At 66.1% G+C, this 11,688-nt stretch carries 10 protein-coding genes; 8 read left to right on the top strand and 2 right to left on the bottom strand.

The window, feature by feature from the left end; all coding sequences use genetic code 11:
• The first annotated feature begins 3 nt into the window (after window positions 1-3).
• On the top strand, window positions 4-747 hold the full coding sequence (locus ACM9HJ_RS15515; protein ID WP_416572654.1) for an ATP-binding cassette domain-containing protein: 744 nt from the start codon (window positions 4-6) through the stop codon (window positions 745-747).
• 18 nt (window positions 748-765) lie between these two features.
• On the opposite strand, the gene ACM9HJ_RS15510 is transcribed toward ACM9HJ_RS15515, so the two are convergent.
• Complete coding sequence (locus ACM9HJ_RS15510; protein ID WP_416572653.1) at window positions 766-1,845, bottom strand: Gfo/Idh/MocA family protein; 1,080 nt, start codon at window positions 1,843-1,845, stop codon at window positions 766-768.
• 191 nt (window positions 1,846-2,036) lie between these two features.
• Here ACM9HJ_RS15510 and ACM9HJ_RS15505 point away from each other — a divergent pair, with 191 nt between their 5' ends.
• On the top strand, window positions 2,037-3,110 hold the full coding sequence (locus ACM9HJ_RS15505; RefSeq protein ID WP_416572652.1) for an LLM class flavin-dependent oxidoreductase: 1,074 nt from the start codon (window positions 2,037-2,039) through the stop codon (window positions 3,108-3,110).
• Window positions 3,111-3,113: 3 nt separating this feature from the next.
• On the opposite strand, the gene ACM9HJ_RS15500 is transcribed toward ACM9HJ_RS15505, so the two are convergent.
• Window positions 3,114-5,819 carry an ATP-binding protein gene (locus ACM9HJ_RS15500; RefSeq protein ID WP_416572651.1) on the bottom strand — a complete coding sequence of 902 codons (2,706 nt, stop codon included), beginning with the start codon at window positions 5,817-5,819 and terminating at the stop codon, window positions 3,114-3,116.
• A 195-nt stretch (window positions 5,820-6,014) separates the two neighbouring features.
• Between ACM9HJ_RS15500 and ACM9HJ_RS15495 the strand changes: the two genes are divergently transcribed.
• From ACM9HJ_RS15495 to ACM9HJ_RS15470, 6 genes are all read left to right on the top strand, one after another.
• A complete protein-coding gene (locus tag ACM9HJ_RS15495; RefSeq protein ID WP_416572650.1) occupies window positions 6,015-6,578 on the top strand; it encodes a cysteine hydrolase family protein in 564 nt (187 codons plus the stop codon).
• A 292-nt stretch (window positions 6,579-6,870) separates the two neighbouring features.
• Complete coding sequence (locus ACM9HJ_RS15490; protein WP_416572712.1) at window positions 6,871-7,701, top strand: alpha/beta fold hydrolase; 831 nt, start codon at window positions 6,871-6,873, stop codon at window positions 7,699-7,701.
• A gap of 246 nt (window positions 7,702-7,947) precedes the next feature.
• Complete coding sequence (locus ACM9HJ_RS15485) at window positions 7,948-8,901, top strand: MBL fold metallo-hydrolase (protein WP_416572649.1); 954 nt, start codon at window positions 7,948-7,950, stop codon at window positions 8,899-8,901.
• Between the two features lie 17 nt (window positions 8,902-8,918).
• Complete coding sequence (locus ACM9HJ_RS15480; RefSeq protein WP_416572648.1) at window positions 8,919-9,605, top strand: type 1 glutamine amidotransferase domain-containing protein; 687 nt, start codon at window positions 8,919-8,921, stop codon at window positions 9,603-9,605.
• Between the two features lie 58 nt (window positions 9,606-9,663).
• On the top strand, window positions 9,664-10,209 hold the full coding sequence (locus ACM9HJ_RS15475; RefSeq protein ID WP_416572647.1) for a redoxin family protein: 546 nt from the start codon (window positions 9,664-9,666) through the stop codon (window positions 10,207-10,209).
• Window positions 10,210-10,227: 18 nt separating this feature from the next.
• Complete coding sequence (locus tag ACM9HJ_RS15470; RefSeq protein ID WP_416572646.1) at window positions 10,228-11,685, top strand: catalase; 1,458 nt, start codon at window positions 10,228-10,230, stop codon at window positions 11,683-11,685.
• The last annotated feature ends 3 nt before the right edge of the window (window positions 11,686-11,688 follow it).

Genomic DNA, 11,688 nt, shown 5'->3' with positions numbered 1-11,688 from the left:
ATGATGAGCAACAACAAGGGCGCGTCCCTGTCCCTGCGCGGCATTGCCAAGCGCTTCGGCGAGGTGCCGGTGCTGCACGATATCGACCTGGAGATCGAACCGGGCAGTTTCGTCGCCATCGTCGGCAAGAGCGGCTGCGGGAAAAGCACGCTGTTGCGCGTGGTACTGGGGCTGGAACCGCCCAGTGCCGGCACGATCAGCGGTGACAGCGACGCCGCCCATGCCCGCCTGGTGTTCCAGGAACCGCGCCTGCTGCCCTGGGCCAGCGTGGAGGCCAATGTCGCCGTGGGGCTGGGGGAGAAGGCCGACGGGCCGGATGCCGCCGCCGCGGCGCGCGAAGCGCTGGCCGATGTCGGGCTCTCCGACAAGGCCGGCGAATGGCCGTCCACCCTGTCGGGTGGGCAGCGCCAGCGCGTGGCCCTGGCCCGCGCCCTGGTCAGCCACCCGACCCTGCTGGCCCTGGATGAGCCGCTGGGCGCGCTGGACGCCCTGACCAGGATCGAGATGCAGGCGCTGCTGGAGGGCGTGTGGCGGGTACAGGGCTTCACCGCCCTGCTGGTCACCCATGATGTGGGAGAGGCGGTGGCCCTGGCCGACCGCGTGCTGCTGATCGATGCGGGCGGGGTGACGCTGGACCTGTCCATCGACCTGCCCCGCCCCCGCCGCCGCGGCGATGCGGCGTTCGCGGCATTGGAGGGCACGATCCTAGAACATCTGCTGGGTGCCCCCCGGCCACCGGCCGGGTGACGCCCCATGCAGGCTTGTTCAGCCCAGGCCCAGTTCCGACAGTTCCACCACGCGCTTCTCCCGCGCGCTGATCTCCGCCGCCGTGCCCATGGCGACCGCGCGCAGGCCGTCATCGGCCGTCACCTGCACAGGCGCACCCTTCAGGATGGCATCCAGAAAGGCGCGGTGCTGGTAATGGGTGGCGCCGTGATGGGCACCGACAGCCAGCAGGCGCTTGTCCACGCCGACAAGCGTGCGTTCCACCTGCTTGGGCTGACGGAAGCCGACGCGCGGGCTGTAGATCAGTTCGCCGGACGGCACGAACACCTCCAGCCGGGCCTTGTCGCCCGTGGCCGCCAGTTCCTCCTGCTGCTCCGCCCCGTCGGCGAACATGCAGAGATCCAGCATGGCCCGCACGCCATTATCGAAATCCACCACCGTGTAACTGTTATCGATGATGTCCGGCCGCTGCCCGCCATAGCGTTCATCCAGATGGTTGACATCCATGGCGCCGGAGCAATGCACGCGTACCGGTTCCGCCCGCACGATCAGGCGCATCAGGTCGAAGAAATGGCAGCATTTCTCCACCATCGTCCCGCCGGTATTGCGGCTGAACCGGTTCCAGTCGCCGACCTTGGGCAGGAATGGGAACCGGTGTTCGCGCATGGCCAGCATCACCAGCCGCCCGACGCGGCCGCCATGCACCTGGGCGATGAATTCGGCGGCCGGCGGCATGAAGCGGTATTCCATGCCGACCCAGAACACGCCCCGGTGCGCCGCCGCCCGTTCCGCCACCCGCTTGGCATCGTCCAGATCGGAACAGAGCGGCTTTTCGCACAGGATATGCAGGTCGGTCTCGAACAAGGGCGCCAGCACATCATGATGGGTGTGGTTGGGCGAGGCGATGATCACCGCGTCCGGTTTCGTGCCGCTGGCAAGCAGGTCGGTGACGCTTGTGAAATGCGCCGCACCCGCCACTTTGCCGGACGCGTATTGCAGCGAGGACGGCACCGGATCGACCAGCGCCACAACCGCCACCTCATCAAACAGCGCAAGGTTGGCCAGATGCTCCACCCCCATCATGCCGGACCCGATCACCGCCACCCGAACCTTGGACATTCAAACACCTACATCAACAATGATGGAAAAGGTGAAAACATAAAATGACAATATAAAATGAATGTCCACTAAAATATTCAAAATAATAATGATCAAAATCAATTTTGACTTGATCGTTATTCATTAGAGTTGAATTACACCGATATCTCGACCATCTTTCACCTACCCGGTTCCATGAAAGGCCCCGTCCCATGTCTGCCCGTCCGTTGGAAGTCGCCTGGTTCTCCGCCCTTTGCGATGATGATTTCGAATTCCTGGGGCAGCCCGACCCGGCACTGCAATCCAGCTTCGACCATTGCCGCACCATCGCGCAGACGGCGGACAAGCTGGGTTACGACAACCTGCTGCTGCCGTCCGGCTATCAGCTGGGCATCGACGGGGTGGCGTTCGCAGGCGCCGTTGCACCGCTGCTGAAGCAGATCAAGCTGCTGCTGGCCATCCGCTGCGGCGAATTCTGGCCACCGCAGATCGCGCGGCAGGTGGCGACGCTGGACCGGATGCTGAACGGCCGGCTGACCATCAACATCATCTCCAGCGACCTGCCGGGCGAAACCCTGGCATCGGGTCCACGCTATGACCGCACGGTGGAGGTGATGCACATCCTGAAGACGCTGCTGAACGGCGAGCATCTGGATTTCCAGGGCGAGTTCTACAAGCTGAAGCTGGACCCACCGCGTGTGCGCACCGTTTCCGGCCGCTGCCCGCCGCTCTATTTCGGCGGCCTGTCAACGGAGGCGCGGGAAGCGGCGGCCAAGGCGGCGGATGTCTATCTGATGTGGCCCGATACGCTGGACGGGGTGGCCGGCATCATCAAGGATTTGCGGGAGCGGGCATCCAACCATGGCCGGTCCCTGCGTTTCGGCTATCGCGTGCATGTGGTGGTGCGCGATACGGAAGCGGAAGCGCGCGACGCCGCCGATCGCCTGCTGTCCAAGTTGGACGCGGAAACCGGGGCGGCCATCCGCGCCAAGTCGCTGGACGCCCAATCCTATGGCGTGCGCCGTCAGGCGGAACTGCGCGAGGCGGCGACGCAGCAGGATGGTTATATCGAGGAAAACCTGTGGACCGGCATCGGCCGCGCCCGGTCGGGCTGCGGTGCCGCCATCGTCGGTGATCCGGACCAGGTGCTGGCCAAGCTGAAGGCCTATCACGCGCTGGGGCTGGAGGCGTTCATCCTGTCAGGCTACCCGCACGCGGCCGAATGCGACCTGTTCGGCCGGCATGTGCTGCCGGCCTTGCGCAGATGGCAGGCGGAGGGGGAGTAAGCGTCAGCGCAAACGTTCCAGCCCCGCCACCGCCCGCACCTCCCAGCATGGGGCCTGCTGGGCGCGGGCGATGGACAGCGCGGTTTCATACTCACCCTTGGCCTCGGCTTTCCGGTCATGCATCGACAGCAATATGTCGCCGCGTACCCGGTGCAGTTCTGCCAGGTACCAAGCCTCGCCCGTGCGGGCACAGCGGGCCAGGGCGGCGTCGATGGTGGCCAAGCCCGCCTGCGGCCGGCCGGCCAGCGACAGGCCTTGGGCCTGGGCCAGCATCATGTCGGTCTGATACAGCACGAAGTTCGTGCGCCGCAGCCTTTCCAAGGCACCGTCCAGCAGCGACAGGCCGGCGGCCAGCGCCCCACGCCGGATCAGCAATTCACCCGCGAACCCGTCGGCATAGGTGTTCCAGACATCCAGCGAATGCGCCTTGGTCAGGCGGCGTAGCAGGGCGATATATTGGTCGGCCCGATCCAGATCGCCATTCAGCAGGGCGATGGCGCAGGCGGCATCCGACAGGACATGGGCCAGGGTCAGGTCGTGGCGCTGTTCGGTGACGTCGGCGATCGTCGCCTCCACCTCACATATCGCCTGATCGGGGAAGCCCCGCATCCATAGGACGCGGGCCAGGGTGATGCGGGCCACGCTGCGCTGTTCATACTGGAACCGCACGGTATGGGCGCGGTTCACCGGCGGTATATAACGGTCCAGCATGAAGGTGATACGGTCCTGCGCCTCGGCAAACCGCCCCTGGAACAGCAGCGACCTTGCCCGCATGCGGTCGGCAATGTCGATATCGGCGCGGTCGCCCTGCCGCGCCGCCAGATCGGCGAACCGTTCGGCGATGCCCATGGCGGCCACCGGTTCGCCGGCATTGGTGCGGTCTACCCACAGCGCCCACAACGCGCGGGACTGGTAATCGGTGTCACCCACCTGTTCGGCGATCTCCAGGGTGCGCTGCCAGGCGGGACCGCCATGCAGTTGCCCGGCGCTGGCCCGCATCTGCTGCCAGCCGAGTGCCGCATAGAGCTTCATGCTCTGCCGGTCATCGCGGCGCGCGGGTTGTTCCAGCAGTTCCAGGGCGCGCAGCACGCGGGAATGGCATTCATCCACCTGCAACAGTGCGAACCAGAAAGGCACGGCCGCCACGGTGATGGCGATGGCGATGGACGCATCACCCTCGGCGGAGAAGGCCCAATCCAGCGCCGCGCGCAGATTGTCGACATGACCGACATAGGCGGACAGCCAGGCGGGGGTGGGCATCGTCTCCCACGCCGCCTCGGCCTGTTCGAAGATGGCGCGGTAATGGGCGGCATGGCGGCGGCGCAAAGTGCCATCCTCCCCCGCTTCCGCCAGCTTGCCCCGCGCATAGGCCCGCGTCGTGTCGGGCAGGCGGTAGCGCACGGCCCCGTCGCCCAGTTCCGCGGTCAGCAACGACTTGGCCGCCAGATCGGCCAGCGCGTCTTCCATGCCCGCCCCGCCGGACGGCAGGATGTCGGCGGCCACCGCGGCCGTGAAACTGCCATTGAACACCGACAGGTGGCGCAGCAGCACCTGTTCGGCAGGCGGCAGGATGCGATAGCTCCAATCCAGCGTGGCGCGCAGCGTCTGATGCCGGGGCAGGGCCGTGCGCCGGCCACGGGTCAGCACGCGGAAACAATCATCCAGCGACGCCGCCAGCCCCCGGATGCCGATCGTGTCCAGATGACCGGCCGCCAGTTCGATGGCCAGCGCGATCCCGTCCAGGCGGCGGCAGATCTCCGCCACATCGACGGCATCGGCATCGCTCAGTTCATAACCGCCCAGGCAAGCGGACGCCCGTTCCACGAACAGCTGCACGGCGGCGGAACCCATGGCGTCAGCAGCAGACACCACCTCCACCGGCGGCACGTCGAGCGGCCGCAGCCGCTGCACCCATTCGCCTGCGGCGCGCAGCGGTTCCCGGCTGGTGGCCAGGATGGAGAGCGACGGCAGCCGGACCAGCAGCATCTCCGCCAGACCGGCCACCGCCTCGATCACATGTTCGCAATTATCCAGGACCAGCAGCATGTCGCGGTCGCGCAGCCGTTCCACCAGATCGCCGGCCAGATTCTCCTGCCGGTCGGCCACACCCAGCAGGGTGGCCAGCGCGCCGGGCACGGCGGTGGGGTCGGCAACCGGTGCCAGATCGACGAACAGCACCCCGTCGGGACGACGCAGGCGCGCGGCGACGGCCACGGCCACCGTGGTCTTGCCCATGCCGCCCGGCCCGACGATGCTGACCAGCCGCTGGCGCGACAGCAGCAGGGCGACGGCGTCCACCACCTCCTCCCGCCCGATGATGCGGGTCATGGCGACGGGCAGGTTGCCGGAAACGGGGACGGCGACCGGTAATGGCGGCGGCGGGGGACTGGTGGTGCCGCGGACCGAAGCCACGAAGCAATAGCCGCGGCCGGGCACATTGGTGATGTAACGGCTGCCGGTCTGGTCATCGCCCAGCACCTTGCGCAGGGCGCCGACATGGACGCGCAGATTGGCCTCGTCCACGAAGGTGCCGGGCCAGGTGCGGGCGATCAGTTCCTCCTTGGCGATGACGTCGCCGGGACGGGCGGCCAGGGTGATCAGCAGGTCGAAGGCACGGCTGCCCAGGCGCACGGGACGGCCGTCGCGCAGCAGCAGACGCCGCTCCGGCAACAGCTGGAATTCCCCGAATGACAGGCCCTGCGGCTCCATCCACCCCTCCCCCGCGCTGCCCTGACAGCGTTGCCGAATGCACTGCATCATAGAAGGTGAAGGCGTCAACCCCCACCATGGTTAACGATCCGTTGCGATACACTACGGTTCTTTACAACCCTTTACAGGCGGAACGGCACCGGCTGCGCCATGATGTTTCCAGGCAGATACGCCGCAACCTGGAGGGACACAGAAATGACCAAGCGGGCCCTGATCGTCATCGATCTGCAGAACGATTATTTTCCCGGTGGGAAATGGACCCTGAGCGGGGTGGATGCCGCCGCCGCCAATGCCGCCCGCCTGATCGCCGCCGCGCGCGCTTCGGGTGAACCCATCATCCATATCCGCCATGAGTTCCCCACGGCCGAGGCGCCGTTCTTCGCGCAGGGCAGCAAGGGGGCGGAAATCCACCCCGTCGTGGCCAATCGCGCCGATGAGCCGGTGGTGGTGAAGCACCAGATCAATTCCTTCCGCGACACCGACCTGAAGGAGCTGCTGGATGCGCGCGGCGTGAATGAGGTGGTGATCTGCGGCGCCATGAGCCATATGTGCGTGGATGCCTGCACCCGGGCTGCGGCCGATTTCGGGTACAAGGTGACGGTGATCCATGATGCCTGCGCCTCCCGCGATCTGACCTTCGGCAGCACCACCGTGCCGGCGGCCCACGCCCATGCGGCGTTCATGGCGGCGCTGGGCTTCGCCTATGCCACGCTGCTGTCCACCGAAGATTACCTGGGCAGCACCGCCATCGCCGCCTGACATCATGGTTAACAAACCTATACCAACGTGTTAGCCGCTTGAAATAACCGGATAATTGGCCAATGGCCGGTACGGGTCCATCCTGTGCTGGCTTTCCGGTCGGACTGCCCCGGCCCCCATCGGACAATCGGAGCCCATCATGAAAAGCATGGCGACCCGCGCTGTCACCGGCGCCACCCGCCGCGACGTCCTGGCCGGTGGTATCGGCCTGTACACCGCCGGCCTGTTCTCCCCCTCCCTTTTCACCCTGGCGTCGGCCGAAGCCGCCACGCCCAGCGAAGGAACCCGGATCATGAGCACGATCAAGACCAAGGACGGCACGGAGATTTTCTACAAGGACTGGGGCCCGCGGGATGCGCAGGCCATCGTGTTCCACCATGGCTGGCCGCTGTCGGCCGACGACTGGGACGCACAGATGCTGTTCTTCCTGGGCAAGGGCTATCGGGTGATCGCCCATGACCGCCGTGGCCATGGCCGTTCCAGCCAGACCGACACCGGCAACGAGATGGACACCTATGCCGAGGATGTGAAGGCCCTGGCCGCCGCCTTAGACCTGAAGGGTGCCATCCATGTCGGCCATTCCACCGGCGGCGGCGAGGTCGCCCGCTATGTGGCCCGCGCCGAACCGGGCCGGGTGAAGAAGGCCGTGCTGCTGGGTGCCGTGCCGCCGATCATGGTGAAGTCGGACAAGAACCCCGGCGGCCTGCCGCTGGAGGTGTTCGACAGTTTCCGCGCCGCCGTCGCCGCCAACCGGGCGCAGTTCTACAAGGATGTGCCGGCCGGCCCGTTTTATGGCTATAACCGGCCCGGTGCCAAGGTTTCCCAGGGTGTTATCGACAATTGGTGGCGCCAGGGCATGATGGGCGGCATCAAGGCGCAATATGATTGCATCAAGGCCTTCTCGGAGACCGACTTCACCGAGGATCTGAAGAAGATCGACGTGCCGGTGCTGCTGATGCATGGCGATGATGACCAGATCGTGCCGATCGCCGACAGCGCCCTGCTGGGCATCAAGCTGCTGAAGAAGGGCAGTTTGAAGGTCTACAAGGGCTTCGACCACGGCATGGCCACCACCCAGGCCGACACGATCAATGCCGACCTGCTGGCCTATTTCAATGCCTGAAGATTTCACGGTTCCCGAACCGGTGAGACCCTCGCGAAAGTCTGGGCTGTGAGGGTTTCCATACTCTCTACCGTCACCTCGGCGAAAGCCGGGGCCCAGCGTAAGGCGCGGTCAGCGCCGATATAACTCTTATCGCGGCAGACGCCGCTCTGCGCCTGGGCTCCGGCTTCCGCCGGGGTGACGGTTGGAGGAGGCGGAAATGGCAGCGGAAGACTTCGCTGTGGTCCTGCAACAATGGAGGTCGTCATGCCGCGTAACGCCTTTGATCCCGAACCGTCCCCCATTGCACGGCGCGCCTTCCTGGCGGGGGCCGCGGCACTGACGGTGACGGCGGGTGCCTTGGATACCGGGCTCAGCGTCGCGGCCCCGCCGCGGCGGTTCGGGCACGGGAATTTTCAGATCGATGTGTTCAGCGACGGGTTCATCACCCTGCCCGACGCCGTCATCGCGCCGGATGCCGGCCCTTCCGAAAGGGCCGATATTATCCGGCGGCTGGGCGGGCGGGCGGGCACGGCCGATATTCCCGTCAATATCCCCCTGATCCGGGCCGGAAAGGCGCTGATCCTGGTCGATACCGGGTCGGGGGACAAGTTCCAGCCCTCGGCCGGGCGGCTGCGCGACAATCTGCTGGCGGCCGGAATCGATCCGGGCACCATCACCCATGTCGTGCTGACCCATGCCCATCCCGACCATTCCGGCGGCGTACTGCTGCCCGGTGGCGGCCTGTCCTTTCCCAATGCCACCTATTATGTTTCGGCTGCGGAATGGGATTTCTGGATGGGGCCGGCCCCGGATGCGCGTTATCCGGGCCTGCGTGATTTCGTGCCGGGTGCCCGGCGCGACCTGGGCGCAGTGGCCGACCGCGTGGTCCGGTTGAAGGACGGGGACGAGGTGGTGGCGGACCTGCGGACCCTGTCCACACCCGGCCATACGCCGGGCCATATCTCCATGGAACTGGCGGGCAATGATGGCTTGCTGATCACCGGCGACGCCATCACCAATGTCGTCGCGTCGTTCGAACATCCGGGCTGGCGCTTCGGCTTCGACACCGACCAGGACCAGGGCATCGCCACACGCCGCCGCCTGATCGACCGGGCGGCGACGGAGAAGCTGCGCATGCTGGGCTATCACTGGACCAGCCCCGGCTTCGCCATCGCCGAACGGCACGGCACCGCCTATCGCCATGTGGCCCTGGCCTGACGGCGCGGAGACAGCGGATGGCGGCGCCGCGCATTCTCATCGTGCTGACCTCCTGCGACCGGTTGGCCTGGATCGGACCGCCCACCGGGTTCCGCTTGTCGGAATTCACCACGGCCTGGGCGGCACTGACCGATGCCGGGTCGGAGCTGGCGCTCGCCTCTCCCTTGGGCGGGGCACCGCCCGTCGATCCGGTGGGCGATGCGCTGGGCGGGCGGTCGGAGGCGACAAGGCGGTTCCTGGCCGATCGGGAGGCGCGCGATGCGTTGGCCGATACGCTCACCCTGGAACAGGTGCATGCGGGCGATTTCGACGGGCTTTTCTATCCGGGTGGGGCGGGGTTGCTGGGCGATCTGGCGGCGGACAGCCACTCCATCGCCCTGATCGCCGCCTTCGCCGCCGATGGCAAACCCATGGGTTTCGTGTCGGAGGCGCCGGCAGCCCTGTTGAAGGTCCGCAAGCCCGACGGCACGCCCTATGTCGCCGGGCGGCGCCTGACGGCGGCGGACGGCGGTGATTCACTGCTGGCCGATGGAAATCGGCTATGCGACCTGCTGGCCGACCTCGGCGCCCGCGTCATGCCGGGTGCCGCGGGAGAGCCGCATGTGGTGATCCACGGGCCGCTGGTGACGGGAGGAAACCCTTCATCGGCCGATGAAGCGGCCCGCGCTTTGTTCGCCCTGGCGCTCAAAGCCGGCGGCCCGTGAGGCGGACCGCAAAATTCCGTTCACCGGCCCCAGAAGGTCGAACATCCCGGAGTTGGACATGATGAAGGAAGCCCCCCTTGCCCCCGAACTGGCGGTGACAAGCTGGTTCAACACGCAAAAGCCGCTGACCTTGGCGGGTCTGCGCGGCCGTCCCGTGCTGATCCATGCGTTCCAGATGCTGTGCCCCGGCTGTGTGATCCATGGCACGCCGCAGGCGCAGAAGGCGCACATGATGTTCCGCGACAGCGATCTTCAGGTCATCGGCCTGCATACAGTGTTCGAACATCACGACGCCATGAACGCGCGCGCCCTGGAAGCCTATATCCACGAATTCCGCGTGACCATGCCCATAGCCGTGGACCAACCGGGTGACGGCACGCCGACACCGGTGACCATGCGCCGCCTGGGCCTGCGCGGCACGCCGTCATCGGTACTGATCGGCCGTGACGGGCGCATTCGCCATCATGGCTTCGGACAAGAGGATGACATGGCCGTGGGCGCGCTGATCGCCGCCGCGATCGCGGAAAAGCCCTTCACGCCCGCCTTGGCCACCGACAGTGCCGACGCCGATACCTGCACCGATACTTTCTGCCCCGCCCCCTGAGATCACGGAGCCACCGCCATGACCAAGCCGACCCTGACCCACGCCACCGGCGCCCCCGTCGCCGACAATCTGAACATCCAGACCGCCGGCCGGCGCGGGCCGGCGCTGCTGCAGGATATCTGGCTGATCGAGAAGCTGGCCCATTTCGACCGGGAGGTGATCCCGGAGCGGCGCATGCATGCCAAGGGCTCCGGCGCCTATGGCACCTTCACGGTAACCGGGGACATCAGCCGTTACAGCAAGGCCAAAATCTTCTCCGAAATCGGCAAGCAGACGCCCGTCTTCCTGCGCTTTTCCACCGTGGCCGGGGAGCGCGGGGCGGCGGATGCGGAACGCGATATCCGCGGCTTCGCCGTGAAATTCTATACCGAGGAGGGCAATTGGGACGTGGTGGGCAACAATACGCCCGTGTTCTTCTTCCGTGACCCGCTGCGCTTTCCCGACCTGAACCACGCCGTCAAGCGCGATCCGCGCACCGGCATGCGCAGTGCCGACAATAACTGGGATTTCTGGACCCTGCTGCCCGAGGCGCTGCACCAGGTGACCATCGTCATGTCCGACCGTGGCATCCCCCGCACCTATCGCCACATGCATGGGTTCGGCAGCCATACGTTCAGCATGATCAATGCCGACAATGAACGCGTCTGGGTGAAGTTCCATTTCCGTAGTCAACAGGGCATCGAGAATTTGAGCGACGCGGAGTCCGAAGCCGCCATCGGCAAGGACCGCGAAACCCATCAGCGCGACCTGTTCAACAGCATCGAGGCTGGCGACTTCCCCCGCTGGACCCTTTGCATCCAGGTGATGAGCGAAGCACAGGCGGCCGCGCATTACCATGACCCGTTCGACCTGACCAAGGTCTGGCCGCATGGCGAATACCCGCTGATCGAGGTCGGCGTGCTGGAACTGAACCGCAATCCGGAAAACGTGTTCGCGGAGGTGGAACAATCCGCCTTCTCCCCCGCCAATATCGTGCCCGGCATCGGCTTCTCGCCCGACCGCATGCTGCAGGCCCGTCTGTTCTCCTACGGTGATGCGCAGCGTTACCGGCTGGGGGTGAATTTCAACCATATCCCGGTGAACGCGCCGAAATGCCCGTTCCATTCCTATCATCGCGACGGGGCGATGCGCACCGACGGTAATCTGGGCGGCACGCCAACCTATTTCCCCAACAGCCTGGGTCATTGGGCCGACCATCCGGACGCCAAGGAACCGCCGCTGCCGCTGGACGGGCCGGCCGACCATTTCGATCATAGGGTGGCCGATGACCATTGGCAGCAGCCGGGCGATCTTTTTCGCCTGATGGGTCTGGCGCAACAGCAGGTTTTGTATGACAATACTGCACGCTCCCTTGGCGGTGCCGCCCCCCACATCCAGCGGCGCCATATCGACAATTGCACGAAGGCTGACCCCGCCTATGGCGCGGGGGTGGCCCACGCCCTTGGCCTCGATATTTCCGCGCACGCCGCAGAATGAGGA

The organism is Niveispirillum sp. KHB5.9 (assembly GCF_048066115.1).
GTDB lineage: Bacteria > Pseudomonadota > Alphaproteobacteria > Azospirillales > Azospirillaceae > Niveispirillum.
Note: the sequence above shows the minus strand (reverse complement) of the source record. Positions and strands in the feature narration are given on the sequence as shown.

Bases quoted from the DNA above. Each gene is read 5' to 3' on its own strand.
- ACM9HJ_RS15515 (WP_416572654.1), top strand. From the start codon at position 4: ATGAGCAACAACAAGGGCGCGTCCCTGTCCCTGCGCGGCATTGCCAAG.
- ACM9HJ_RS15510 (WP_416572653.1), bottom strand. From the start codon at position 1,845: ATGTCCAAGGTTCGGGTGGCGGTGATCGGGTCCGGCATGATGGGGGTG.
- ACM9HJ_RS15505 (WP_416572652.1), top strand. From the start codon at position 2,037: ATGTCTGCCCGTCCGTTGGAAGTCGCCTGGTTCTCCGCCCTTTGCGAT.
- ACM9HJ_RS15500 (WP_416572651.1), bottom strand. From the start codon at position 5,819: ATGGAGCCGCAGGGCCTGTCATTCGGGGAATTCCAGCTGTTGCCGGAG.
- ACM9HJ_RS15495 (WP_416572650.1), top strand. From the start codon at position 6,015: ATGACCAAGCGGGCCCTGATCGTCATCGATCTGCAGAACGATTATTTT.
- ACM9HJ_RS15490 (WP_416572712.1), top strand. From the start codon at position 6,871: ATGAGCACGATCAAGACCAAGGACGGCACGGAGATTTTCTACAAGGAC.
- ACM9HJ_RS15485 (WP_416572649.1), top strand. From the start codon at position 7,948: ATGCCGCGTAACGCCTTTGATCCCGAACCGTCCCCCATTGCACGGCGC.
- ACM9HJ_RS15480 (WP_416572648.1), top strand. From the start codon at position 8,919: ATGGCGGCGCCGCGCATTCTCATCGTGCTGACCTCCTGCGACCGGTTG.
- ACM9HJ_RS15475 (WP_416572647.1), top strand. From the start codon at position 9,664: ATGATGAAGGAAGCCCCCCTTGCCCCCGAACTGGCGGTGACAAGCTGG.
- ACM9HJ_RS15470 (WP_416572646.1), top strand. From the start codon at position 10,228: ATGACCAAGCCGACCCTGACCCACGCCACCGGCGCCCCCGTCGCCGAC.